A 25464-nucleotide genomic window follows, 5' to 3' on the forward strand; every position below is an offset into this window, starting at 1 on the left:
TTATTCACTGATTATCTTCACGCGGTCACCGACCGAGACAGTGGCTCCGGCTGGCATGGCGTTGAGCAGGCGGAACAGTTCAAGCTTGCGTGTCGTCCCCTGAACACGTGACGACAGGCTTGCCATGGTGTCGCCCGGCTTCACCGTCACAACGCGGATGCGCAGTGGCTTGATGGCGTTCTGTTCGGCGGGCGTGAGAAGGCGGAAGGACTGCGTTACGGTCTGCGAGGCGGGCAGCAGAGCGTTGCTGCCTTTCGGTGCCGCAGTCAGGAAGCGATAGACCTTGCCGTTTGCGCCAATCACCACGATGTCGAACTGCCAGCGGTCGGCAGCAGCGCGCGCGGTTGCGGCAGGCAATCCGTTGATGGTGGTTGCCTGAATGGAGCTTTCGTCCAGACCCGTCACCCAGCCCGACTTGATATAATCGGTAAGGCTGGAACCGGATGGCAGGGAAGCGCCGTCGAAACGGATTGCCACTTCACCGGGACCGCTCGCCATGACGGCGGTAGCGGAATTGTCGATAGTGAAGCCTTCGGGCGCGCGGAACGTCACGCCGAGTTTCGGATGAATGAAGGTCTGCTCGCGAATATAGCCTTCAGTGGGCGAGTCGCCATAGAGCAGCCCGTCAATGCCATCGAGGAAGGAATCGCGGTCGGTTGTGCCCACACCCGGCGCGCCAATGCGGCGGGCATGGCCCAGCGCCAGTTCGATGCGTTGCGGGGTGGCGGGGTGGCTGGCGAGGAAGTCGAGGCTGGCATCGGTCGCACCCGACACCGAACGGAAACCGGTATAGGCCTCCATCGATTGCAGGAAACGCGCTGAGGCGAATGGGTCATAACCCGCTTCGCCGATCATCTTGATGCCGATAGCGTCGGCTTGCAGTTCCTGATTGCGCGAGAACTGGGCAAGGCGCAGCTTGCCGCGAATAAGCGCTTCACGGCTGGCGGATTCGTTGTGCAACACTTCGCTGGCCACACGACCGGCGATTTCTGTTTCTGCTTCTTTTTCCTGCCGCAGAATGCCGTGATTGGCGACGACGTGGCCCATTTCATGGGCGATCACCGCTGCGACTTCCGAGGAATCATTGGCGAGCGCAAGCAGGCCGCGCGTCACATAGAGATAGCCGCCGGGCAGGGCGAAGGCGTTGATGTTGGGCGAATCGAGGATGGTGATGCGGTAGGTCTGATCCGGCTTGTCGGAAACGGTCGTGAGCTTGCCCACGATCTTCGCGACCATGCGCTCCAGCCGCTGATCCTTGTATTCGCCGCCATAGGTGGCGAGAATGCGCGGATGCTGCTGCGCACCGATCTGCGCCAGCTTGTCGTTGCGCGTCACATTATCAACCGTCACCGGATTATCCGATGGCTGCAAGCCGAGATCCTTGCTGGAATTGATCGACTGGCACCCGGAAATCAGGGCGACAGCAAACAAGCCAAAACCCACGGCTGTTTTCCGCCAATTGCGCTGCGTCCGTTCTGGCAGGGAGACTGGAAGACACAGGGAGGCCCGGAAAAGGGTCTTGTGACGGAACAGTATTTTATCCTCGCGATTCATACATCATCAGGTCGTCCGCAAATCTAGTCACAGACCAGCAGACGTACAAGCGGCCCAGTAAAGTTGAATACGGTTCTTCCGGTGGATTGCGAACAAAATATGTCCGTTACCGTAACTCTATTTGAGATTAGAGCATTTCCAGCAAAAGTGCGAAGCGGTTTTGCGTCGGACAATGCGGCGTAAAAAAAGATAGAGCGGTTTCAACGATTACATCACAACAGAAGCCGCTCTATCGTCTTTTATCACCGATATAGCGCCGGAGCGCTTCAGGTCCAGTCTCCGACAAAAGGTCCTTCGCCTGTCCCTGCGCCACGACCTCACCGTTTTCGATAAACAGCAATTGCGCATCGAGATAGAGCGCATCTTCCGGTGTATGGGTGACCATCAACACGCTCATGCCGGTTTCACGGCGCAGTTCATTGACGAGATCAAGCATCTGATGCCGCAATGCGGGTCCAAGCGAGGCGAAGGCTTCATCTAGCAACAGCACCGGGCGTTCGCGAACAAGCGCGCGGGCAATCGCCACCCGCTGGCGTTCACCGCCGGACAGGGCTTCGGGCTTGCGCTGTTCCTTGTCCTTGAGGCCAACACGGGTCAGCGCGTCGGCAATGGCGGCGCGGTCGCTATCCGTCAGTTTCAGGTTGGGCGCGCGACCGAGGCCGACATTTTGCGCCACGGTCAAATGGGCAAACAGATTGTTTTCCTGAAACACCATCGAAACCGGCCGTTCCGGCGGCGGCAGGCGGGTTACATCAGCGCCGCCGATGGCAATGGTGCCAGATGAAGGCGTCTCGAAACCGGCAATGAGGTTCAGGAGCGTGGACTTGCCCGAGCCGCTTGGGCCGACAATGGCAGCGATGGCGCCGCCCGCAATAGTCAGATCGAAGCGCATTGCGGTTTCGCCATAGCTGAAGCGCACGTCGGTCAGGCGGATGTCGGCGGATGCAGTCATGAGGCGGAATTCTCTTTCCGGGATGTGGCGGCGCGGTCGGCAAGCATCATCAGACCGAGGCAGAGAAGCCCCAGAATAAACGCGAGACCAGCAGCATCGAATGTGCGGTAACTGCCCATGCGCTGCAAGAGAAGATAGGGCAGGGTTAGAAGCGCATCGCTGCCGAACAGCGCGATTGTGCCAAGGTCGCCAATGGAAAGCGCCATGGCAAAGGCGAAGGCCATGCCAAAGGGTCTGCGGATCGACGGCCAGTCAATGAGCCGCAGCCGGTTGAGGCCATGAATGCCGAGCTGGGCACAGAGCCTATTGTGGCGTGCGGCTGCCGTGTCCCAGGCCGGGCGCAACAGCCGGACTGCGAAAGGCATGGCCATGGCTGCGTTGACCGTGACCACCATCACCGGTGCGATGGCGAAAGGATTGGTGAAATGGCGCAGCAGGATGAACCATCCCGCGCCGATTACGACGGGCGGCATGACGAGTATCAGGCTCGCGCCCGTATCGAACAGGCTGGCTATTTTGTTGTTTTTTACCGCTTCCCGGGCCGAAACGAGCGCCAGCGAGAGAAGCACCGAGAGCGTTGCCGCTGAAAAGCCGAGCGCCAGGCTGGTGCCGATGGCGCGCCAGACCGTCTTTTCGCTAAGCAGGCGCGTGAGTTCGGCGGCAAGACCTGATACGACCACGCCTGTAATCGGCAGGGCGACATAAAGAAAGCCGATGAGAATGGCGATGATGTTGAACAGGCGTTCGCCACGCTGCGGCCTGCCGTAGCGGCGTGGTGTTGCCGTGTGGGTAAAACCTTCTTCGGAAGGACGTCCGGTCAGGCGCAGGGCGAGCAGGATCAGCAGGGTCAGCCCGAGCTGGGTGACGGTGAGCGCCACCGCGCGCGCCGGGTCGAAATCGAAATGCAGGCTTTGATAGATCGCCACTTCCAGCGTTGTCGCTCGTGGACCGCCGCCGAGCGTCAGCACGGTGGTGAAGCTCGTCACGCACAACATGAAGATGAGCCCCGCCATGCCGGGCAGGCTGCGGCGGATAACCGGCCATTCGATCAGCCGGAAACGGGCGCGGTTGCCCATGCCAAGCTGGGCCGCGAGTTTCCAATAGTCGGCGGGTATCGATTCATAGGTGGCGAGGATGAGCCGCACTGCCAACGGCATGTTGAAGAACACATGCGCGATCAAAATGCCCGTAATGCCATAGATATCCGGCTGGAACGAATGGCCCGCGGCATTCGACATATGGGCGATGAGGCCGTTTCGACCGTAAATGCTGGTAACGCCCAGCACGGCCACAAGAGCAGGCAGCGCGAGCGGCAGGGCGAACAGCCGCAGAATGAAACCCCGCCCGGGAAAATGCGCTTCCGAATGCAAGGCGCGCGCAACGGGGATCGCAAAGGCGACCGAAAGCAGGCTCGACGCGATAGCCTGTGCGATGGTGAAACGGGCGGTTCGCCAGAGATAGGCATCGAAATTTGCGGCGGCATCGAAGCCGCCGCTGGCTTCAAAGGCAAGAGCGACAAGCGCGCCACCGGCAAGCACGGCAAGGAAGGCCAGCGCCAAAGCCCCCGCGACGGGTTTCATCGCGGGGGTGGAGCTGGTGTTTTTGCCTGCTGGAGTGCCGATCATTTGCTGGTAGCTGCCAGCCATTCATCGACCCAGGCCTTGCGGTTCTTCGCAACCTCGTCGGATGGAATGAGCAAGGTCTTTTCCGGTTTCGGCAAAGCATCGAAAACGGCGGGAAGCGGTGTTGATGTCTTGCCTGCCGGGAACATCCAGTTGGTTTCCGGAATTACATCCTGAAAGCCCGGGCCGGTCATGAAAGACAGGAATTTCTGCGCCAGCGGGTTCTTGGCGCCGGTCGTCGTTTGGGCGGCAAGCTCAATCTGGAGGTAATTGCCTTCCGGATAGGCCAGCGCCTTGTAGCGATCCGTCTTCTCCGCAATGACATGATAGGCGGGCGAACTGGTATAGGAGAGTACCATCGGCGCTTCACCCTTGGTGAAGAGGCCATAGGCTTCCGACCAGCCCGGCGTGACGGTGAGAATGCGCTTCTGCAATTTCTGCCAGGCATCGCCTGCCTGATCGCCATAGACGGCTTTCATCCAAAGCAGCAAACCAAGACCGGGTGTCGAGGTGCGCGGATCCTGAAGCACGATCTTCTGCGACGGGTCGCCTTCGACCAGTTCCTTCAGGCTCTTGGGCGGATTGGGCAGCTTTTCCGAATCATAGACCATGGCGAAATAGCCATAGTCATAGGGCACGAAAATGTCGTCCTTGAAGTCACCCGGCACGCTGACATTGCCAAGATCAATGCCGCTTGGCGCGAAGAAGCCAGTGGCGCGCGCTTCCGTGGTCAGGTTGGTGTCGAGGCCAAGCACGATATCGGCCTTGGTGTTGCCGCCTTCAAGCTTCAGCCGGTTGAGCAGAGCCACGCCATCGGCGGAAGCGACCCAGTTGATCTCGCAGTCGCATTCCTTCTCGAAGTTTTCCTTCACTTTGGGGCCGGGACCCCATTCGGAAATGAAACTGTCATAGGTATAGATGGTGAGCTTGTCTTTGGCCTGTGCCGCAGGGGCCAGACTAACGGCTGCCGCGAAAGAGAAGGCCAGCAAAGATAACAGCCGCATAACGGCACGTCCTTTCATAAAGTTAAAAGGATTTAGCGCCGCTTGGGGTCTGGAGCACAACAATAACCGAAAAGCTGCTACTTTTCGGGATCGTGCCGCAGAGCAGCATCTAATCCCTCCGCCGGTGCAAACCGGATCAGGTTCAGCGGGTTGGTTTTTTGAAAAACCTCTCAGCCATTCATGGGAACAAATGGCACCCCGTTAGAGCGTTGCGACATTAATATGTCAGGCCATGAAGGGCAAGAGAGGCAAAAGCGATACAAACTGGGACAGAGCGGACTTCCTGCTGGGATTTGCCCATGATAAGAGCGGCTTATGAGCACATTCGTCATCCTTCTTGGCGGCGACCTCGTCGTAACCGAACGGCTGCGTCAGCAGATAGCCGGCGCGCGCATTCTGGCCGCCGATGGTGGTATTCGTCATGCAGCCGCTCTGGGCGTCGAGCCGGAACTGTGGCTCGGTGATTTTGATTCCACGCCGCAAGACCTGCTCGATCAATATGCCCATGTGCCGCAAAAGACATTTCCGCGCGCCAAGGACATGACAGACGGCGAACTGGCTTTCGAGGAAGCTTTTGCCCGTGGCGCGACACGCGCCATTTTGTGCGGTGCTTTCGGCGGGCAGCGCACCGACCACACGCTGCTGCATCTCACAATGGCGACGGCGCAGGCCAACAAGGGGCGGAATGTCCTCCTGTCCAGCGGTGTGGAAGAAGCCTGGCCGGTGACATCCGGTGTATTTGCCTATGATTTCCCAGAAGGCACGCTGTTCAGCGTCATTAGTTTCGCCTCTGTAGAGGGGCTTTCAATCACAAATGCGGAGTGGCCGTTAGACAACGTGACCCTTCCTTTTGGTTCTTCGTGGACAGTTTCCAATATAGTGCGTGGAACACTTCGCATTACTGTGCGTTCTGGCTTAGCGATACTTGTTGCAAACTTAAATTCGGAGCATGCTGACGGCGTGTCGCTAACCTTACCGATTGAAAAGGCTTGACGCTCGACAGCGAAACGTATTTCAAATGCGGTAAGCGGGTTATTAGTTAGCGCCGAAATTGGGGACGCAAAATCGGCACCTGAAGTGTCAACTTTGACAGGAGATTGTTTGATGAAGTCACGTCTTTCCATGATTGCGGTTGCCGGGGTGCTCGCATTGTCGACAGCAGCATGCACGACCAACGAACAGCGCACGGCTGGTTACGGTGTTGGCGGTGCAGCAATCGGTGCTCTCGCCGGTGGTGCAATCGGCGGTAACGGCCGTGGCGCTCTCACGGGTGCTGCTATCGGTGCTGTTGCCGGTACGTTGGTTGGCGCTGCCCAGACGCGTAATGGCGTGCAGTACTGCCGCTATCGCGACAACTACGGCCGCGTCTACGAAGCACGCTGCCAGTAAGCTTGAAGCTTAAAATCGTATCGCGGACAGGCCGGGGAAACCCGGCCTGTTTGTTTTTCGTGCCTCTTTCCTATCGATCCATTTGACAGAACGGCTTTTGTCGCGGACAAGCAGGGCGGAATTTCAAAGCACATCCCGAGAACCGCCCAGAAAGCCTCAGAAGACACCATGGCACCACCGCTCCTTCGCCTAGACCAGATCAAGCTCACCTTCGGCGGTACGCCGCTTCTGGAGGATGCGAGCCTTTCGGTGAGCGAGGGCGACCGCATCGCGCTGGTCGGGCGCAATGGTTCTGGCAAATCCACGCTTTTGAAGATCGCCGCAGGCATGGTCGAGCCGACCTCAGGCGAAGTGTTCAAGCATCCGGGCGCGACGGTTCGCTATCTGCCGCAGGTGCCGGACATGGACGGCTTTGCCAGCGTGCGCGCCTATGTCGAAGCCGGGCTGGGACCGACCGACGATCCGCATCGCGTGACCTATCTTCTGGAGCATCTGGGCCTCACCGGCGACGAAAATCCGGATCATCTTTCGGGCGGTGAAGCGCGCCGTGCGGCGCTGGCGCGTGTGATCGCGCCGCAGCCCGATGTGCTTTTGCTCGACGAGCCGACCAACCATCTCGATCTGACAACCATCGAATGGCTGGAAGGCGAATTGCGCCAGATCCGTTCGGCCATCGTGCTGATCTCGCATGACCGTCGCTTTCTTGAAAATGTCAGCCGCGCGACTGTCTGGCTCGACCGTGGTATCACACGCCGTCTGGAGCAGGGTTTCGGCCATTTCGAGGAATGGCGCGACAAGGTTCTGGAAGAGGAAGAGCGCGATCATCACAAGCTTGGCCGCCAGATTGCCCGCGAGGAGCATTGGCTGCGCTATGGCGTGACGGCGCGCCGCAAGCGCAACATGCGCCGCCTCGGCGAATTGCATTCCATGCGCGCGGATTTCCGCAATCACCGAAAGGCGCAAGGGTCGGCGGTTTTGACGGCCAGCGATTCCAAGGAATCCGGCAAACTGGTGATCGAAGCCAAGTTGCTGAACAAAGCCTATGGCGACCGTGTTCTGGTCAAGGATTTCTCCACGCGCGTGCAGCGTGGCGACCGGATCGGTCTGGTCGGCCCGAACGGTGCGGGAAAAACCACACTGCTCTCGCTCCTGACCGACAAGCTGGCGCCGGATTCCGGCACGCTTCGGCTGGGCGTCAATCTGGAAATGGCCGAGCTTGATCAAAAGCGTGACAGCCTCAATCTGGATGAGACGCTGTCGCATTATCTGACCGACGGGCGCGGGGAAAACCTCGTCATCAATGGCGAGCAGCGCCATGTTGTTTCCTATATGAAGGACTTTCTGTTCCAGCCGGAACAGGCGCGCACGCCGATCCGCGAGCTTTCCGGTGGCGAAAGGGCGCGTCTGATGCTGGCCCGCGTGCTGGCTCGCCCCGCCAATCTCCTGATCCTCGACGAGCCGACCAACGATCTCGACATGGAAACGCTGGATCTGTTGCAGGAACTGGTCGCAGGTTTTCCGGGCACGGTTATTCTGGTCAGCCATGATCGCGATTTTCTCGACCGCACGGTGACGTCTGTGATCGCGCCGGAAGGTGACGGGCGTTGGCTGGAATATGCGGGCGGCTATGCCGACATGATGGCGCAGCGCAAGGAACAGGCGCTGGAACGTCGCAACGTGAAGATGGCGAATGCCCGCGCTGGCGATAAGGGCGGCGATAGCAGCGAGGAGGCTTCGCAGCCAAAGCGTGAGGAAAAGCGCAAGCTCTCCTTCAAGCAGAAATTTGCGCTGGAAACACTGCCGGGCAAGATGGATGCTCTGGGCAAGGAAATCACTGTCCTTGAAGGCAAGCTTGCCGATCCGCAGCTCTATGCCAAGGACCCGACGCTTTTTGCCAAGACTGCCGATCTTCTGGAAAAGAAGCGCACCGAGAACGCCGCCATGGAAGAAGAATGGCTGGAACTCGAAATGCTGCGGGAAGAGATTGAGGGATAAACGAACCCGCCGATATCTCGGCGGGTTTCTGTAGATTTAGGCGCTTGCCTTGTTGAGCAGAGCAATATCGCTGTCACGCAACTTCAGCTCGGCGGCAGTGATCAGCTCTCCCAATTGGGTCAGGCGTGTGGCGCTGGCAATCGGGGCGGTGATCGACGGGTGGGCGATCAGCCAGGCGATAGCCACCTGTGCCTGCGTAGCGTCGACATTGCGGGCCACTTCGTCCAGTGCGGCAATGATCCGCGAACCGCGATCCGTCAGATATTTCTCAACCGACTTGCCGCGAGCGCTCTGGCCAAGATCATCGGCAGACCGGTATTTGCCGGTCAGGAAGCCCGCAGCCAATGCGTAATAGGGGATGACGCCAATCTCGTTGTCGCGGCAGATTGCTTCCAGCCCGTCCTCAAAACCCGACCGGTCATAAAGATTATAGAGCGGCTGCAAGGTTTCGTAGCGCGGGAGGTTGTGTTTCTTCGCAACGTCCAGCGCTTCCGTCAGGCGTTCCGGCGTCAGGTTGGAAGCGCCGATGACGCGCACTTTCCCGGCGTCGATCAGCTCTTTATAGGTGCCGAGCGTGTCTTCGAACGGTGTTTCGGGATCATCCCAATGCGACTGATAGAGGTCGATATAGTCGGTTTGCAGCCGCTTGAGAGAGGCGTCGACGGCTTTGCGGATATAAGCGGGAGAAAGGCCTTTTTCGTTAGGCCCCATTTCCGAGCCCACCTTGGTCGCGATAACCACCTTGTCGCGCAGGCCCCGGGATTTCAGCCAGTTGCCGATGATGGTTTCGGATTCGCCACCGACATTGCCGTTGGCCCAGGCGGAGTAGACATCCGCCGTGTCGATGAAATTCAGGCCTGCATCGACAAAACGGTCGAGCAGCGAAAACGAAGTCGCTTCATCGACCGTCCATCCAAATACGTTGCCGCCGAAGCAGAGCGGCGAGACTTTTAGTTCGGTACGTCCGAGCTTCTTAAACTCCATGGACCCAATCCCCTTCCTCTGAATACGAATCAGGCTTGATCCGCCGGGTTCCGATTTCAGGAAGAAGGGGTAAAAGCTCCGGGAAGAGCTTTCGGTCAGCCCATGCCAAGCGCGTCCATATAGAGCTGGAGCATCGCTTCTTCTTCCTGACGTTCATGGTCTTCTTTTTTACGCAGACGAATAATGGTCCTCACGACCTTGCTGTCAAACCCTGAACCCTTCAATTCAGCGTAAACTTCCTTGATATCGTCTGCGATGGTCTTTTTTTCTTCTTCGAGGCGCTCGATGCGCTCAATAAAGGCACGCAACTGGCCGACGGCAATGGTTTGGGCTTCGCTGGTAATGTCGTCGCTCACGCGGTTTCTCCAATTCTCATTTTTGATGGATGCGAATGGCGCAGATGCACGATTTCGCATGTCTGAAACTCTGGACCGGTTTTCCCGCGAGTCGCGGGCAAAATTAAGAGCCTTTTCGATGCCCGGCACGATTTATAGGGTCAAACCCTGTGGAACACTGTGGAAAAGCGGCGGCTTACGCCACTGCGCCGGTGCGCGAGCCGAAGTGTCGGACCTCGTGAATGCCTTCGAGCCTGTTGATCTGCTGTAGCATCGGAGCAAGCCGTTCCGCCCATTCCATCGCTCCGGCCGCGTCGGCAATCAGGTCCTGCCGCACTTCGATCAGCACATGGGCAAAGCCCTTGGCCGTGGCGTGGCGATACATGGCATCGTTGCGCAGTGCGCCGTCATAAGGCTCGTTGTCACCAACCACCAAGCCCGGTTCGGCGCGCAGCAGCGAGAGAAGCGGGACGGTGGCGCGGTCGTCCTTGTCCCAGAGCAGGCCGATATGCCAGGGGCGGGCCTTGTCCTTCCAGCGTGGGGTGAATGAATGGATCGAGACGATGAAAGGCGCATGGCCGCTTTCACTTGCGACGCGGGCGCTCATTTCTGTCACAGCATCATGATAGGGACGATAGAAACGGGTCAGCCGGTCTTCCCGCTCGCCGGCCGACATCGGATAATTGCCGGTGATAACCGCGCCATCCGAGAGCTGCATGATGAGCGTCGGGTCGTCCTCACCGCGATTGGGATCGATCAGCAGGCGGGAGAAACCGCCCAGCACCGCTGGCGCTCCCAGTCGGGCAGCCAGTTCCCGCGTCAGGGCTTCGACACCGATGTCATAAGCGATATGACGGTCGAATTCGCTTTCTTCCAGACCCAAACTACCGTATTCGGCAGGCACGTCGCGCCGTGCATGGTCGGCGGTCAGAAGCAGGCCGAGGCGAAAATCGCCTTCAACCCTGTAAACAGGCGAGAACGAAGTGACTGACGGTTTGGCGAACGACACGGATTGAATTCCCAGGAACAATTCGGGATTGATTTTCATCGGGCGCGGGAAGCTGTTTCAGCTCTGTCATGAGAAAGCCGGGATTGCAACGATCATTCTTTCGTCATGTTCTTTCTTCTCGCTGGGACTGCGTTGACATCACCGGCGAAACTGCCGAAAAGAGAGCGACCGAAATGGGATTTCCAGACGTGAAACAAAAGCGATTGCGGGCTGAAGGGGTTCGGCGGATGCGACTTCCACACTTCCTAGCTGTATTTTCCGCTGTGTTGCTTGGCGCACTCGGCATGACATCTGTGGAGGCGCGTGCCGATTTCCGCGTATGTAATTCGACGCAGAATCTTGTTGGCGTCGCCATCGGTTACCGGGCCAAGACCGGCTGGGTAACGGAAGGCTGGTGGCATATCGAAGGCTCGACCTGCAAAACGCTGATCGAAGGCCCGCTGACTTCGCGCTATTATTACCTTTATGCCGAGGACGCCCAGGGCGACGGTCGCTGGCAGGGTAATGTGAATATGTGCGTCGCGGAAAAGGAATTCCGCATTTCAGGCGTACAGGATTGCTTTGCGCGCGGCTTCCAGCGCAATGGCTTCCAGGAATATGATACCGGGGAACAGTCGAGCTGGATGGTTCAGCTTGCAGACGAAACACCGCCGGAAACCCCCACTGTTACAGGAACGAATAGTCAATGAAGCGCAACCGCAAGGTCAAGATTCTCGCAACGCTGGGTCCGGCGTCTGGCGAGGAAGCCGTCATCCGCAAGCTCTTTGAAGCCGGTGCCGATGTTTTCCGCATCAATATGAGCCATGCCGACCATGACCTGATGCGCACCCTCGTGAAGCGCATCCGCAATGTGGAAAAGGCCATTGGCCGCCCGATCGGCATTCTCGCCGACCTTCAGGGCCCGAAGCTGCGCGTCGGCAAGTTCAAGGACGGAAAGGTCGATCTCGTTCCCGGCCAGACCTTCACGCTCGACAATAACGAAGCGCCTGGCGACGAAACCCGCGTTTTCCTCCCGCATCCGGAAATTCTGGAAGCGGTCGAGCCGGGCCACCGCCTGCTGATCGATGACGGCAAGCTGCATCTGGTCGCGGAAGCCACCGACGGCAAGTCCATCCGCTGCAAGGTCATTTCCGGCACCCGCATTTCCGACCGCAAGGGCGTCAGCCTGCCGGACACCACGCTGGGTGTCGGCGCTCTGACCGAAAAGGACCGCAAGGACCTTGATGCCGTGCTGAAGGAAGAAATCGACTGGGTTGCGCTGTCCTTCATTCAGCGTCCCGAAGATCTGGCCGAAGTGCGCAAGGTTTCGCGCGGTAAGGTCGGTATCATGTCGAAGATCGAAAAGCCGCAGGCTGTCACGCGTCTTGATGAGATTATCGAGCTTTCCGACGCGCTGATGGTTGCCCGTGGCGATCTCGGCGTGGAAATGCCGCTTGAAAGCGTTCCCGGCATTCAAAAGCAGATCACCCGTCGTGCCCGCCGCGCTGGCAAGCCGGTCGTGGTGGCCACGCAGATGCTCGAATCCATGATCACCGCGCCGGTGCCAACCCGCGCCGAAGTGTCGGACGTTGCAACGGCTGTGTTCGAAGGCGCGGATGCCATCATGCTTTCTGCTGAATCCGCATCGGGCCAGTATCCGGTCGAAGCGGTCGCCACCATGAACCGCATTGCCGAGCAGGTTGAGCAGGAACAGACCTATTCGACCATCATCGATGCGCAGCGTGCAGCACCTGAGCCAACCGGTGCCGATGCGATTTCGCTCGCAGCCCGCCAGATCGCCGAAACGCTGAAGCTGTCGGCCATCGTGACCTACACGGCTTCCGGCACAACCGGTCTGCGTGCCGCTCGCGAGCGTCCACGCACGCCGATCATCGCGCTGTCGCCGGTCGTTGATACCGCCCGCAAGCTTTCGCTCGTCTGGGGCCTGCATTGCGTCGTGACCGCCGATGCGCATGATCTGGAAGACATGGTCGACCACGCCTGCCAGATCGTCTTCGAAGAAGAATTTGGCAAGGCCGGTTCGCGCATCATCATCACCGCCGGTGTGCCCTTCGGTACGCCAGGCGCGACCAACATGCTGCGCATCGCCTATATAGGCGCGGACGGAAAGTCCGGCGTCTAAACTGCCGATATTCGGGCTCTGGTGGCCTGCAAATGGCGCGTCTTTGAGCTTCCGGTGCTCATGTACGTTAAGTACATTCCGCTCCGGGTCTCAAAGCCCCACCATTTTCGGCACACCATCATCCCGAATCTCATCCAGTTTCGGGTGCTCATCCGCAAAAGTCAGAAAAACGCGCTCCTTTCGGGGCGCGTTTTGCTTTGTGGGATAGTTCTGTTTGCAGATCAGTACTACAGTTGCAAATTCGTCAGGCCGTGGCGAAACGAGTGATTTTCGAGTACCGGAGCGGAGCGTACTTCTACGTACGTGAGCACCGGAGCACAGGAAATCGCTCGTTGCAGACCGGCATCACGAAGAATGCAGCTGTAGTGTCAGGTGCGGGTGTCGGCCAGCTCGTCGGCAAGGTCGTTGAAGCTCTTCTGGGCATCGCGCATCATCGGATAAACGATCAGCGCCTGCTCATAAGCCTTCATCGCCTGCTCCTTAAGGCCACGGGCGCGCAGAATGGCCGCCATGCCCGTCAGGGCGCCGTAATGGCGCGGCTCCAGCTCAAGCGTACGATTGATGTCGTACATGGCGTGGGCATAGTCTTTTTGCAGGAAATAGACGGTCGCGCGGCGATTCCATGCTTCAGCATAATCCGGATTGAGAGCGATGGCCTCATTCAGGAAATCGAGTGCCGACGTATAGCGACGTTCGAGCAGGGCAGCATTCGCCCATTGCACCAGAAGGTCAATCGTGGCGCTGCCGGATTGTGACCAGAGCGTATTGATCTGCGAAGCAATGCGTCGTGCCTTGGCTTCGTCTGTCGTTTTGCGCAATTCGGCGAACAGCTTGTCGAGCCGTTCTTCCGGCGTCTGGGGCTCGGCAGCTTTGGCAGGGGCTGGCTGCGTCGAATCTGGCTTCTGCTCGCTGTCTGCGCCAATTTGCACGGGCGTGAGCGGAGCGATCAGCGGGGAATTCAGAGGTGCCTTATCAGGCGTCATCTCGGCGCGTGCGCCATCGACAACCAATGTCGCCGCACCGAATGCGGCAACCGTCGCAAAAATCTTCAGACATGCAAAAACGTTCCGCATATGCATAGATTTCCCTATGCACGGCGGAACGTCAAATGCAAAATCAAAAATAAGATTAGCCCTGACGAGCCTTGTAGCGCGGAGCAGTCTTATTGATGATGTAAACGCGGCCCTTGCGGCGGACCAGCTGGCAGTCGCGATGACGGCCCTTAAGCGCTTTAAGCGAGTTCTTGATCTTCATGTCAATCACCGGTCTGGTTGGCCCATCGACATGAACACGCCGCCGGGCTTCATAAAAACAGCGCCCAAGGCGCCAATTGATTACAGACACGGTATATGTGCCTGAAGGGTTGGCCGAAATACACAAGGTTTCGGGTAAATGTCAACTCCTGCGCGGCAGATTCACGGGTGAGGGGCCGAAAATCTTGTCGCAGACGGCGGAGTTATCGGGAATCGTCAAGATTCCCGACAAAGCTTAGCTCGCGCGGGGCTTGATATGGGTCACATGGCCCATTTTCCGGCCTTCGCGGGCTTCCTTTTTGCCGTAGAGATGCAGCACGGCATTGGGTTCCAAGAGAATCGCTGGCACCTTGTCGACATCATTACCGATCAGGTTTTCCATCACGCAATCGGAATGCCTGTCCGTATTGCCGAGCGGCAGTCCGGCAACCGCACGGATATGCTGTTCAAACTGCGAGATTGCGCAGGCGGCTTCCGTCCAGTGGCCGGAATTGTGCACGCGCGGTGCAAATTCATTGGCGAGCAGCGAGCCATCCTTCAAGACGAAGAATTCAAGCCCCAGAACGCCGACATAATCGAGTGCGTGCAAGAGCTTCTCTGCGGCCTTCCGCGCTGCGTCAGCCGTCTGTGCGGTGATGTGGGCAGGAACGGTCGATGTCGAAAGAATGCCGTCCTTGTGCACGTTTTCGGCAATGTCATAGATGGCGACATTGCCGCTGCGGTCACGGGCGGCAATGACAGAGACTTCACGTTCGAAATCGACAAAACCTTCGAGGATGGCCGGGGCATTGTTGATGGCGACGAGTGCGGCATGGGCCGCGGTTTCGTCCAGCGATGTCAGGCGTACCTGTCCCTTGCCGTCATAGCCGAGGCGGCGGGTTTTCAGGATGCCGCGTTCGCCAAGCGCACCGAGCGCTGCGATCAGCGTTTCCTCATCGTCGACCAAACGCCATGGCGCGGTTTCAATGCCGCTTTCGTTAAGGAACTGCTTTTCGTTGAAGCGATCCTGCGAAATTTCAAGCGCTGCCGGCGGCGGAAGCACAATTGCGGTCTCGGCGAGCTTGTCGGCGGCGCTGACCGGCACGTTTTCGAATTCATAGGTAATGACGTCGGAAGCAGCGGCGAGTTCGGCCAGTGCTTTTGGATCGTCATAGGCGGCGACGATTTGGCGGTTTGCAACCTGCGCCGCCGGGCAATCTGCCTGCGGTTCGAGAATGACCGTCTGGAAGCCGAGGCGTGCGGCGGCCATGGCGAGCATGCGGCCCAGCTGTCCGCCGCCGATGATCCCGATCGTTGCTCCGGATTGAAGTGCGGATTTTTCCATATCAGACCTCGTTGGTAGGACGTTCAGCCACGCTCTCGGTCTGGGCGCTGCGCCACTCATCGAGACGTGCGGCAAGGGCATCGTCGTGGAGCGCCAGCACGGCGGCTGCGAGCAGGGCGGCATTGACGGCGCCGGCGCGTCCAATGGCCAGCGTGCCGACGGGAATGCCTGCGGGCATCTGCACGATGGACAGGAGCGAGTCCTGTCCCGACATCGTCTTCGACTGGACCGGCACGCCGAAGACCGGCAGGGGCGTCATGGCGGCGGTCATGCCGGGAAGATGCGCCGCGCCGCCTGCACCGGCGATCACGACCTTGAAGCCTTCAGCTTTCGCGCCCTTGGCGAAGGCGACCAGCCGGTCCGGCGTGCGGTGAGCGGAAACGATACGGGCGTCGAAGCCGATACCCAGCGCCTCCAGCGTGTCTGCGGCATGGCGCATGGTTTCCCAATCAGATTGGCTGCCCATGATAATGGCGACGTCGGCTGTAACGCTCATTGATCTGTCCTGCTCTGTTTCATGCGTTCGCGGATGAGATGTTGCGTGGATAAAAATGATAAAGCCGGGCGAACCCCGGCTTTGTTTTCAATATGAGACGCAATCAGGCAATGATGTCAGGAATGACCTGATCTTCCATTTCCTGAAGCTTGTCCTTGATTGCGAGTTTTTTCTTCTTCATGCGCTGGACGCGCAACTGGTCGCAGCCGACAGCTATCATCGCATTGATGGCTGCATCGAAATCCGCGTGTTCCTGTTTCAGACGTGCGACGGCCAACCTGATCTCGGCCTGTTCCTGATCGGACATGCGGAACCCCATTCTGTTGAATAGTTTTACGGGCTGCGTCGAACCTTGGTCAAGGCACGTCACAAGCCCGTTTCGGGCAAGCCCTTATCACATTTTTCGCGATTGGAAAATGCTACCACGACAAAATCGACTTTGCACCAAACTCATGCCAAACTGTCATGGTTCTGTCATGGATAGCGGCTGTCGAAGGCGACAAATCAAAACCGCGTCCCTGACAGCCGGGACTGTGTGTCTGGCCCGGATAAACAGGAGGTGTGCCGGGCGTTCATGTAGTTAAGCAAATGGAGCAACAGCACCTGCCACGGAGGTTGGTCTGGCTGTTCCATTATTGTGTGGAAATCAACCAAGGAGAACTGATGATGGCTATCGAGTCCCATCTTGCCACGCTTGAAAAGAAGCACGGCGCTCTGGAGCAGGAAATTTCCGATGCTTTGGCGTCACCGGCAATGGATGATCTTCACGTCGCGTCTCTCAAGCGCAAGAAGCTTATGCTGAAGGACCAGATTGAGAAGCTTAGATCTCAGGTAACGCGTCACTGACGCTAGCGCCCGCCGGGCGCGCAGACAGGGAAAGCCGCAAAAGGCGCTTCAAGCCATTTCATATCAGACGCGGAACAGACCGGTGAAAGCCGGGTGTTGCTGCCCTGATATCGCGTTAAGCATCTCGGCCAGAACGGTCGAATGGCGGTCGGGCTTTTGATGGCTGTATCTGGGGCTGGAGTTGGCGGCTGTGCCTCAGCCGCCAAACATTTTGATTCATATATTTTATTAGCGTATTTTCGGTGCTTTCGCGCTTCTAGAACATGTCGCGTTCAATCGTATTTACACGACGCGCTTTAAGCTTTTGTTTTTCCGCATGTCTTTATCCCGAAACCAGTTCCCACTTTCGGGAGACATGCTTTGGCGACCTAACCTGTCACATCAGCTTTCTGCTTCAGCTCTCGGATCGAGGTTCATCGCTTCCGGTGTTGCACCACGTTCGGAAGGCATGCTTTTAAACTGATCTTTTTCTTCTTTCGGCACAGCAGCACGCTGGCGCGAGCGGAACAGCGCGTATCCGGTAATGGAAATATGCGCGAGCATGGTGATGGCAAAGAGCCCGGATGGCCAGAAAATATCCATCGCGGCAGCGGCCAGAAGCGGCCCGAGCATGGTGCCGAAGCCGTAAAGCAGCAGCAGGCCGCTGGAAACCTTCACAAAGCTCTCCGCCGTTGCATGGTCGTTGGCGTGAGCAACGGCAACGGGATAGAGCGCATAGGCAAGCGCGCCGTAGCAGCCTGTCATGACGATGATGACTGGCCCGCTTGATGGTCCGACGAGAAATGCGATCAGGCCGACGAAGGCGGCCAGCGCTGCGACGCCTGCCAGCACAAAACGGCGATCCACCAGATCGGAAATACGTCCGATGGGGATCTGCATCAAAGCGCCCGCAGCGATGGTCACGCTGACCATGAGAGCGATTTCGGTGGTCGATATGCCGGATTTCGCGCCAAAGACAGCGCCGAGCGTGCCCCATGCGCCATTGGCGATGCCGATCAATATGCAGCCGACGAAGGCGGCGGGTGAATTGCGGTAAAGCGCCTTGAGGTCGAGCTGGACTTCGGTGAGCGGTCTTGGGCTGACGGCTGTGGAAATGGCGGTCGGAATGAGCGCCAGACAGAAGAGAATGCCGCAGATCATAAACAGGTGGTCGGAGTGCACATCGCCGCCTGCAACCAGCATCTGGCCGGACATGGTGGCCCCGTAATTGACCATCATATAGAGGCCGAAAATCTTGCCGCGTGATTCATTGGTGGCGCGTTCGTTGAGCCAGCTTTCGATGACCATGAAGGCGCCCGCCATTGAGAAGCCGGTGAAGGCGCGCAGGATGACCCATATGGTTGCGTCTACGAAGATGCCGGAAAGAAGCGCAATGACAGCCGCCGATGCTGCGAAACAGCCGAAGGCGCGCACATGGCCGACACGGCGCACAAGGCGCGGGGCAAAGAGGCAACCTGCCACGAAGCCGCCTGCCCAGGTGGTGCCCAGCATGCCGAGCGATGCGACCGAAAAGCCTTCGGCGCCACCACGCAAGGGCAGGAGCAACCCGTGTAGACCCGATGCCATCAGGAGAAAGGCTGTACCACAGAGAAGGGACAGGACCTGAATGTAAACGCGCACAACGACATTCCTATGTGATTGCCCCGTAGATGAATGCCCGGAAACTGGCTGAAGCCGCCTTATGCGGCTATCGATGGGCATCAAGGGGTGTGGTCTGGTTGAGGCGGCTTCAATATGTGTGATCGGATTGAAGCCGCTTCAGCTCTGTCAGAGCTTATCGAACCGGCAAAGCCCGGAGGCTTCCATTCTAGCGAAACAGGGCTTCGGCCGCAGCACGGCTGTCGCCTTTTTTCAGTCTCTGGGTTTTCAGTCGCTCGATTTCCGATTGCAACAAGACAATGCGCTGATCGATCTCCGCGACCGAAAGCAGCGACAGTTCATCTTCGCTGAGCACCGCGCTGTCGCGTGGCTTTATCGCATCTTCTTCGAAACCGCTCATGGCCTTCCTCCGTGGTCAATGATGGCTTAGTCACCGAGAAAAGATTTAACACCTTGAATCTTCGCATATATATTTGGGAAAATCGATTACGATTTCTCTAACGGAATTGCGTGTGTCCCAGATAGGCACCAGATCAGACGCTATGTGAGGCATTTCTGCGACGGTGCGAAGCTTTGCAAGGTGCACAAGATTCCGGCTGCGTTCGAACAGGAGTTGAAGATGATGGCCGATTTACCTTCCCGGATGACTGCAATCGAGATTTCTGAACCGGGTGGCGCGCATATGCTGCGCCCCGTTCAGCGGTCCATGCCGGAGCCGGGAGAGGGGCAGGTGCTGGTGCGCGTGCGGGCTGCGGGCGTTAATCGCCCGGACGTGCTGCAACGCCAGGGAAGCTATGCGCCGCCGCCCGGCGCATCCGATATTCCGGGACTGGAAATCGCAGGCGATATCGTCGCTCTCGGTACGGGTGTGAAGCGCTTCAAAAAAGGCGATCAGGTCGTGGCGCTGTTGCCCGGCGGCGGCTATGCCGAATATGCCGTGGTGCATGAAACCAACGCACTGCCGCTGCCTTCCGGCTATGGCTATATCGAGGCCGCCGCCATCCCGGAAACCTTCTTCACCGTCTGGCACAATGTTTTTCAACGCGGTGGGCTGAAGGAAGGCGAGACCCTGCTTATTCACGGTGGTTCGTCGGGTATCGGTACGACCGCCATCCAGTTGGGCAAGGCGTTTGGGGCAAAGGTCATTGTGACCGCCGGTTCAAAGGACAAATGCGACGCCTGTTTGAAACTTGGCGCAGACCGGGCAATCAACTATCGGGATGAGGATTTCGTCACCGCCGTCAAGGAAGCGACCGGTGGCAAGGGCGCCGATGTCATTCTCGACATGGTGGGCGGCGATTATGTCGACCGTAATTATAAGGTTGCCGCCGAAGATGGCCGCATCGTGCAGATCGCCTTTTTGAATGGCGCCAAGGCAACAGCCAATTTCGCGCTGCTGATGACCAAGCGTTTGACCCATACCGGATCGACCTTGCGTGCTCGCCCGGTCGAGTTCAAGGCAGGCCTTGCACGCGAGCTGGAGGCCAAGGTCTGGCCGCTTTTGGCCCAGCGCCGCGTTGCGCCGGTCATGGACATGATCTTTTCCCTGAAGGATGCCTGGCGTGCCCATGAGCGCATGGAAGAGGGGCGAAATATCGGGAAGATCGTGCTCGATATAGCCTGAGAATTCCGGCTCTGACGGCCTGCAAATGGTGTGGTTTTGCGCTTCAGCTGCTCAAACCCCGCCATTTTCGGCTCGTCATGGCCGCAATTGGGAAATCACGCACAGATTGTTGTGACGGCTTCAGCGCATTCTTGCCCTGCTGCCAAAAAACCTATATATAGGCCGTGATTTCCCGGAAATTGTGGTTTTTTCCACGTCCCGCGCCACCGGAGCGGACGAACAGAAGGATTATATCTAATGGCCACTCAGCTTCTTATGCCGAAGGCAACGGCCGTCTGGCTTGTCGATAATACGGCTCTGTCGTTTGATCAGATTGCAGCTTTCTGCAAGCTGCATCCGCTGGAAGTGAAGGCGATTGCCGATGGCGAAGCCTCGCAGGGTATCAAGGGTCTCGATCCGGTCATTACAGGACAGCTTTCGCGCGAGGAAATCGCGAAGGGCGAAAAGGACCAGTACTACCGTCTGAAGCTTGCCGACCCGAAGGTTCGCGTTCCTGAAGCCAAGCGCAAGGGCCCACGCTACACGCCGCTGTCGAAGCGTCAGGACCGCCCGAACGCGATTCTCTGGCTGGTGCGCAATCATCCTGAACTGAAGGATGCGCAGATTTCGCGCCTGATCGGCACGACCAAGTCGACCATCGAACAGATCCGCAACCGTTCGCACTGGAACTCCGCCAATCTGACGGCGATGGACCCGGTCACGCTCGGCCTTTGCTCGCAGATCGATCTCGACATTGAAGTCGAACGCGCAGCGCGCAATCGTCCGGCTGCACCGGAATCCGACAGCACGCTGTTGCCAGCTTCCGCAACGGAAAACTTCGATTATCGCGACGAGCCAGCTGCAGAAGAAGAACTCGACGCGGACAAGGTTTTCGCGAAGCTCTCGTCCCTCAAGGGCACGAACACCGACGAAGACGAAGAATAATCTTCGTAACAAGTGATCAAAAAACCCGCCGGTTCGGCGGGTTTTTTATTATGCTGCGTTTCAGTCCTTGAACGCGTTGTACTCGCTCATTTCCATCAGGCGGTAGAAGTCGGCCAGTGTCTTGCCGCGCTCGGCCCGAAACCGGCGTCCAGCTTCGCTTGCCTCGACAATGCGGTCGGTGCGGAAGGTGCGGAACGCATTGCGCAGCTCGCACCAGCCGATCACGGTCCATACCTTGCCCCAGAACCACAGGCCGAGCGGGCGAATATCGCGCTCACTCTCGCGGGCTTCGAGATCACGGTAGCGGATATTGAGCACGCTGCTTTCGTCAACCGCGCGCTCAACAGCGTCGATGATGCGGCGCTCGTCGATACTGATTCTGGCAGTAGGGGCGTGGATTTGTGTGCCGGTGATCCGCGCGCGCTCTTCCTTGGGCAGCACGGCCTCGATCTTGACCAAAGCTTCTTCGGCGCCGCGCGCCATGGATACACCGCCCCAGGCGCGGATGAGGCGCGCACCCGCTACCAGCGCAACGATTTCATCACGCGTGAACATCAGCGGCGGCAGCTCGAAACCCTGCCGCAATATATAGCCGACACCAGCCTCGCCATCGATCGGAACACCGGTTGATTGCAGGTCGGATATGTCGCGATAGATGGTTCGTTCGGAGACTTCCAGCCGTTCGGCAAGCTGGCGCGCGGTGACAAGCCTGCCACCGCGCAGGTGCTGAACGATCTGGAAAAGACGGTCTGCTCTGCGCATTCCGGGTTTACTCTCCGTTGCAATATTTGGTCTTGCGCTGTTCCAGATAGCGATCCGGCCAGCCCAAATCCTTGCGCAAATCTTTCGGCAAACCGTCCAGTGCGCGTTCGGTGCGGACGTAACGGCGGCGCTCATCATGCCTGCGCCTGTATTCCCTCAAGATTGCGATCAGCGGTGCGATTGCGAGTGCCATAGTTGATCTCCCTCATCCTTAGGGAAACACTATCGCACACCCCTCCTGACAGCTTTCTGTCAGGAGCAAAGCGATATTATTATGTCGCTAATATATAGGTATCGGTGCGAGCGCATCGCAAGCGCTTACGGTTTGAAACGTGGTTCGGCCATATAGCTGAGCGGCAGACGTCCGCCATCGGCATAGATCGTCTGGCCGGTGATATAACTGGCGTCCCGCGATGCGAGAAACGAGGCGATGGATGCAATTTCCGCCGGTTCTCCGATTCGGCCAAGCGGCGTGCGTGACAGAATCGTTTTGCGCGCCTCGGCGTCGGTGTTCACTGCCGACAGCATGTCCGTCTGGATGGAGCCGGGACCGATGGCGTTGACGCGGATGCCCCATTTCGCGAGTGCCACGGCCATGGTGCGTGTCAGCTGGCTCAGCCCGCCTTTGGAGACGGAATAGGCGAGCTGTTCTGGCAGTCCGAAAATGGCGTTGATCGATGACATGTTGATGATCGTGCCTGCTTCGCCACCGGCTTCCACACGGGCGACCATGCGCTTGGCGACAGCCTGTCCGCACAGGAATGCGCCCTTCAGATTGACGCGCATGACGCGGTCGAAATCCTCTTCCTTGAGGTCGAGAAAATCCGCCTTGTGCACGATACCGGCATTGTTGACGAGAATATCGATCTCGCCGAGATTGGTGACGGTGAAGGTCATCAGATTATGGATATCGAGCTTGTCGCCGACATCCGCCGCCATGGCGCGCACATCGCCGAATTGTTCGAGGTCCTTGACCGCCTGCAAGGTTGCCGTGGTGTCGATATCTGAAAGAACGACGCTGGCGCCGTCCATGAGGAAGCGTTTTGCGATGGCATAGCCAATACCGCGGGCAGCACCGGTGACGATGGCTACCTTGCCTTCAAGCTGCATGGTCTGTTCTCCGTTTCGCGCGGAGAGTGGACCGGCGAAAACCGCCGGTCAATAGTTTGGGTCTGATGCCGCTACAAGGCTCAGGCGAAGGCCATGCCGATGTGACGTTCGCGCAGGATCGTGCTGATTTCATCGAGAACCGCCGGGTCTTCGATGGTGGCGGGCATTTTCCATGTTTCGCCATCGGCGATTTTCTGGATGGTCGAGCGCAGGATCTTGCCGGAACGGGTCTTGGGCAGGCGCTTGACGGTCAAGGCCAGCCGGAAGGCTGCGACCGGGCCGATAGCATCGCGAACCATGGCCACACATTCCTTTTCGACCTCGCTAGTATCGCGGTCGATATTGGATTTCAGCACCAGAAAGCCGCAAGGCGCCTGACCCTTGACCGGATCGGAGATGCCGAGTACCGCGCATTCCGCCACATCGGGATGACTGGAAAGGACCTCTTCCATCGCGCCCGTCGACAGACGATGGCCCGCGACATTGATGATGTCGTCGGTGCGGCTCATGATGTAGAGATAGCCGTCACTATCCATATATCCGGCATCGGCGGTTTTGTAATAGCCGGGGAACTCCGCGAGATAAGCTAATCTGAAGCGCTCATCGGCATTCCACAGTGTCGGCAGGCAGCCGGGCGGCAGCGGCAGCTTGATCAGGATATTGCCGAGCTGGCCGCGTTCGACCTCGTGACCTTCATCGTCCAGCACACGGATATCATAGCCCGGAAGACAGACCGCAGGCGATCCATATTTCGTTTCCAGAAGACCGAGGCCAAGCGGATTGGCGACCATCGGCCAGCCGCTTTCGGTCTGCCACCAGTGATCGATCACCGGGCGTCCGATCAGGTTTTCCGCCCAGTGGATCGTGTCCGGATCGGCGCGTTCACCCGCCAGAAACAATGCGCGGAATTTCGACAGGTCATATTTGCGGACGAAGTGACCGTCGGCATCTTCCTTCTTGATGGCGCGCAGCGCCGTTGGCGCGGTGAACATCACCTCCACACCATGTTCGGCGATAATGCGCCAATAGGTGCCCGCATCCGGCGTGCCGATGGGCTTGCCTTCGAACAGGATCGTCGTGGCTCCAGCCAGCAGCGGCGCATAGACGATATAGGAGTGACCGACCACCCAGCCGACATCCGAGGCCGCCCAGAAAACCTGCCCCGGTTCCACGCCGAAAACGTGTTTGAGCGACCAGGCCAGCGCCACCATGTGCCCGCCATTGTCGCGCACCACGCCTTTCGGCTCGCCGGTGGTGCCGGACGTATAGAGCACATAGAGAGGATCGGTCGCGGCGACTGGCGTACAGGGGATGTGGCGGCCGCGCGCCGCGTCAACGGCGGTTTTGTAATCGATATCGCGTCCTTCAACGGGGGCGTGCGCATATTGTTCGCGTTGCAAGATGATGCAATGGCCGACCTTGTGATGGGCGGTTGCAATGGCCTTGTCGAGCATATCCTGATAGGGCACCACGCGCGTCGGCTCGATGCCGCAGGAACCGGCAATGATCATCACGGGCTTGGCGTCGTCGATGCGCGTTGCGAGTTCATTGGCGGCGAAACCACCAAAAACGACGGAATGCACAGCGCCGATTCGCGCGGATGCGAGCATGGCGACGGCAGCTTCAGGCACCATCGGCATATAGATCAGGACGCGGTCGCCCTTCGTCACGCCGTTGTCGAGCATGACAGCGGAGAGCGCCTCCACTTCCTCCAGCAGTTCGCTATAGGTGATTTTGCGCACCTTGCCGGTGACGGGGCTTTCATAGATTAGCGCAAGCTGATCGCCGCGCCCATTGGCGACGTGACGGTCGAGCGTATTGTAGCAGGTGTTGCATTCCGCGCCGGTGAACCAGCGGCCATAGACGCCTTCGTCTCCTGCAAAAACCTGATTCCATGGCTTGAACCAGTCGATCGCCTGCGCGGCTTCCGCCCAGAAACGCTCGGGACCGGCCTGCCAGGCGGCATAGGTTTCGGCATATTTCGAAGTCATGCTGTTCCTCCCAGAAACACGCGCCCGTCACCGCCCGTATGAGGGGCGTTTCATGGTGCGATTTTTCATCAGATGTCAGCGCGCTAGCGGCCTCCTCAGACCGAAATCCTCCCGGATTTCACGGTGCGCTTTCATCTCCTCCATCCTTAATTTACGCCGAGCCATAAAGCTTCGTCCATGGGACTTAAGATGAAGATCGGAACATAAAGCGACGGCATTTTGAGGGCGGTCTAATTGTTTGTTTTTACGCGCATCTTGACCGAATGGCGCTTTGCATTTTTCGAGATGCGCTTCAGCAAGAGTGCTTGCAGCTTGCAGGCACCTGCGTCACAAGGAGGGGAGAGGTGTCGCCGTGACCAAAGTTCTGCCTGTGCTGCTTGTCCTGCTGATGGGACTGCACATCATCAAACCGCTCGGCTTGCCGGGATTGAAGCGTCGCGGCGATTTCTGGAAAATTGCCGTCATCGCCTTGTTTGTCATGGCGCTGGCTGTCGGCTTTCATTTCCGCGAATCGTAAAAAAGCCCGGTTGAAACCGGGCTTTTCTTCATGTCTCTGGCTCTGAAATGGA

Annotated in this window: 27 protein-coding genes and 1 riboswitch; of the genes, 9 read left to right on the plus strand and 18 right to left on the minus strand. The window is 58.4% G+C overall.

The genetic code is table 11. From position 1 onward, the window contains the following. From cdlP to thiB, 4 genes are all read right to left on the minus strand, one after another. Entirely contained in the window at positions 1-1482 is a 1482-nt protein-coding gene (gene cdlP / locus ACTJKP_RS06255) for a cell division protease CdlP (RefSeq protein WP_113534762.1), read from the minus strand. 301 nt (positions 1483-1783) lie between these two features. Beyond that, complete coding sequence (gene thiQ / locus ACTJKP_RS06260; protein ID WP_440630050.1) at positions 1784-2506, minus strand: thiamine ABC transporter ATP-binding protein; 723 nt, start codon at positions 2504-2506, stop codon at positions 1784-1786. Continuing rightward, the gene (thiP, locus tag ACTJKP_RS06265) at positions 2503-4131 is read right to left on the minus strand and encodes a thiamine/thiamine pyrophosphate ABC transporter permease ThiP (RefSeq protein WP_440630139.1); all 1629 of its coding nucleotides are present in this window, start codon (positions 4129-4131) and stop codon (positions 2503-2505) included. The genes thiQ and thiP overlap by 4 nt, the downstream gene beginning before the upstream one ends. Next, on the minus strand, positions 4128-5132 hold the full coding sequence (gene thiB, locus ACTJKP_RS06270; protein ID WP_440630051.1) for a thiamine ABC transporter substrate binding subunit: 1005 nt from the start codon (positions 5130-5132) through the stop codon (positions 4128-4130). Before thiB ends, thiP begins: the two co-directional genes overlap by 4 nt. Before the next feature lie 96 nt (positions 5133-5228). Then, positions 5229-5343, minus strand: a riboswitch (TPP riboswitch). A 104-nt stretch (positions 5344-5447) separates the two neighbouring features. Between thiB and ACTJKP_RS06275 the strand changes: the two genes are divergently transcribed. From ACTJKP_RS06275 to ACTJKP_RS06285, 3 genes are all read left to right on the plus strand, one after another. Further along, positions 5448-6125, plus strand: a complete 678-nt coding sequence (locus ACTJKP_RS06275) for a thiamine diphosphokinase (protein WP_440630052.1) — start codon at positions 5448-5450, stop codon at positions 6123-6125. A gap of 111 nt (positions 6126-6236) precedes the next feature. Further along, positions 6237-6521 carry a glycine zipper domain-containing protein gene (locus ACTJKP_RS06280; protein ID WP_078339519.1) on the plus strand — a complete coding sequence of 95 codons (285 nt, stop codon included), beginning with the start codon at positions 6237-6239 and terminating at the stop codon, positions 6519-6521. A 168-nt stretch (positions 6522-6689) separates the two neighbouring features. Next, on the plus strand, positions 6690-8516 hold the full coding sequence (locus ACTJKP_RS06285; RefSeq protein ID WP_440630053.1) for an ABC-F family ATP-binding cassette domain-containing protein: 1827 nt from the start codon (positions 6690-6692) through the stop codon (positions 8514-8516). Positions 8517-8552: 36 nt separating this feature from the next. Here ACTJKP_RS06285 and ACTJKP_RS06290 read toward each other — a convergent pair whose 3' ends face one another. The 3 genes from ACTJKP_RS06290 to ACTJKP_RS06300 all read right to left on the minus strand — a co-directional run bounded on the left by ACTJKP_RS06290 (position 8553) and on the right by ACTJKP_RS06300 (position 10883). After that, complete coding sequence (locus ACTJKP_RS06290; RefSeq protein WP_440630054.1) at positions 8553-9500, minus strand: aldo/keto reductase; 948 nt, start codon at positions 9498-9500, stop codon at positions 8553-8555. A 95-nt stretch (positions 9501-9595) separates the two neighbouring features. Then, complete coding sequence (locus ACTJKP_RS06295; protein ID WP_061348000.1) at positions 9596-9856, minus strand: DUF2312 domain-containing protein; 261 nt, start codon at positions 9854-9856, stop codon at positions 9596-9598. 175 nt (positions 9857-10031) lie between these two features. Further along, on the minus strand, positions 10032-10883 hold the full coding sequence (locus tag ACTJKP_RS06300; protein ID WP_078339516.1) for an N-formylglutamate amidohydrolase: 852 nt from the start codon (positions 10881-10883) through the stop codon (positions 10032-10034). Between the two features lie 188 nt (positions 10884-11071). On the opposite strand from ACTJKP_RS06300, the gene ACTJKP_RS06305 reads away from it, so the two are divergent. Both ACTJKP_RS06305 and pyk read left to right on the plus strand, forming a co-directional pair. Further along, on the plus strand, positions 11072-11533 hold the full coding sequence (locus ACTJKP_RS06305) for a DUF1036 domain-containing protein (RefSeq protein WP_078339515.1): 462 nt from the start codon (positions 11072-11074) through the stop codon (positions 11531-11533). After that, entirely contained in the window at positions 11530-12966 is a 1437-nt protein-coding gene (gene pyk, locus ACTJKP_RS06310) for a pyruvate kinase (protein ID WP_078339514.1), read from the plus strand. Before ACTJKP_RS06305 ends, pyk begins: the two co-directional genes overlap by 4 nt. Before the next feature lie 368 nt (positions 12967-13334). On the opposite strand, the gene ACTJKP_RS06315 is transcribed toward pyk, so the two are convergent. The 5 genes from ACTJKP_RS06315 to ACTJKP_RS06335 form a co-directional block, all read right to left on the minus strand. Continuing rightward, a complete protein-coding gene (locus ACTJKP_RS06315; protein WP_440630140.1) occupies positions 13335-14057 on the minus strand; it encodes a tetratricopeptide repeat protein in 723 nt (240 codons plus the stop codon). A gap of 37 nt (positions 14058-14094) precedes the next feature. Beyond that, complete coding sequence (ykgO, locus tag ACTJKP_RS06320; protein WP_010661422.1) at positions 14095-14220, minus strand: type B 50S ribosomal protein L36; 126 nt, start codon at positions 14218-14220, stop codon at positions 14095-14097. A 234-nt stretch (positions 14221-14454) separates the two neighbouring features. After that, positions 14455-15543 (minus strand): 5-(carboxyamino)imidazole ribonucleotide synthase, encoded by a 1089-nt coding sequence (locus ACTJKP_RS06325; protein WP_440630055.1) that lies wholly within the window; start codon positions 15541-15543, stop codon positions 14455-14457. A 1-nt stretch (position 15544) separates the two neighbouring features. After that, positions 15545-16039, minus strand: a complete 495-nt coding sequence (purE, locus tag ACTJKP_RS06330) for a 5-(carboxyamino)imidazole ribonucleotide mutase (protein ID WP_078339511.1) — start codon at positions 16037-16039, stop codon at positions 15545-15547. Between the two features lie 103 nt (positions 16040-16142). Continuing rightward, entirely contained in the window at positions 16143-16346 is a 204-nt protein-coding gene (locus tag ACTJKP_RS06335; protein WP_078339590.1) for a YdcH family protein, read from the minus strand. 356 nt (positions 16347-16702) lie between these two features. On the opposite strand from ACTJKP_RS06335, the gene ACTJKP_RS06340 reads away from it, so the two are divergent. Continuing rightward, on the plus strand, positions 16703-16885 hold the full coding sequence (locus ACTJKP_RS06340) for a YdcH family protein (RefSeq protein ID WP_171058804.1): 183 nt from the start codon (positions 16703-16705) through the stop codon (positions 16883-16885). Positions 16886-17266: 381 nt separating this feature from the next. On the opposite strand, the gene ACTJKP_RS06345 is transcribed toward ACTJKP_RS06340, so the two are convergent. After that, positions 17267-18505 (minus strand): MFS transporter, encoded by a 1239-nt coding sequence (locus ACTJKP_RS06345; RefSeq protein ID WP_078339510.1) that lies wholly within the window; start codon positions 18503-18505, stop codon positions 17267-17269. Positions 18506-18692: 187 nt separating this feature from the next. Next, on the minus strand, positions 18693-18884 hold the full coding sequence (locus ACTJKP_RS06350) for a DUF1192 domain-containing protein (protein ID WP_078339509.1): 192 nt from the start codon (positions 18882-18884) through the stop codon (positions 18693-18695). A gap of 219 nt (positions 18885-19103) precedes the next feature. On the opposite strand from ACTJKP_RS06350, the gene ACTJKP_RS06355 reads away from it, so the two are divergent. After that, positions 19104-20108, plus strand: a complete 1005-nt coding sequence (locus ACTJKP_RS06355) for an NAD(P)H-quinone oxidoreductase (protein WP_440630056.1) — start codon at positions 19104-19106, stop codon at positions 20106-20108. 237 nt (positions 20109-20345) lie between these two features. Further along, positions 20346-21032: a DUF1013 domain-containing protein gene (locus ACTJKP_RS06360; RefSeq protein ID WP_078339508.1), complete on the plus strand. Its 687-nt coding sequence runs from the start codon at positions 20346-20348 to the stop codon at positions 21030-21032. Between the two features lie 60 nt (positions 21033-21092). On the opposite strand, the gene ACTJKP_RS06365 is transcribed toward ACTJKP_RS06360, so the two are convergent. From ACTJKP_RS06365 to ACTJKP_RS06380, 4 genes are all read right to left on the minus strand, one after another. Further along, the gene (locus tag ACTJKP_RS06365; RefSeq protein ID WP_078339507.1) at positions 21093-21794 is read right to left on the minus strand and encodes a helix-turn-helix transcriptional regulator; all 702 of its coding nucleotides are present in this window, start codon (positions 21792-21794) and stop codon (positions 21093-21095) included. A gap of 7 nt (positions 21795-21801) precedes the next feature. Beyond that, positions 21802-21987, minus strand: a complete 186-nt coding sequence (locus tag ACTJKP_RS06370) for a hypothetical protein (protein WP_078339506.1) — start codon at positions 21985-21987, stop codon at positions 21802-21804. A 125-nt stretch (positions 21988-22112) separates the two neighbouring features. Further along, on the minus strand, positions 22113-22904 hold the full coding sequence (locus tag ACTJKP_RS06375; RefSeq protein ID WP_078339505.1) for an SDR family NAD(P)-dependent oxidoreductase: 792 nt from the start codon (positions 22902-22904) through the stop codon (positions 22113-22115). Positions 22905-22984: 80 nt separating this feature from the next. Then, positions 22985-24895, minus strand: a complete 1911-nt coding sequence (locus tag ACTJKP_RS06380; RefSeq protein WP_440630057.1) for a propionyl-CoA synthetase — start codon at positions 24893-24895, stop codon at positions 22985-22987. Between the two features lie 352 nt (positions 24896-25247). Here ACTJKP_RS06380 and ACTJKP_RS06385 point away from each other — a divergent pair, with 352 nt between their 5' ends. Beyond that, positions 25248-25412: a hypothetical protein gene (locus tag ACTJKP_RS06385; RefSeq protein ID WP_171058803.1), complete on the plus strand. Its 165-nt coding sequence runs from the start codon at positions 25248-25250 to the stop codon at positions 25410-25412. The last annotated feature ends 52 nt before the right edge of the window (positions 25413-25464 follow it).

Origin of the sequence: Brucella sp. 22210, assembly GCF_052045675.1 — a bacterium.
In the GTDB taxonomy this organism is placed as follows: Bacteria; Pseudomonadota; Alphaproteobacteria; order Rhizobiales; family Rhizobiaceae; genus Brucella.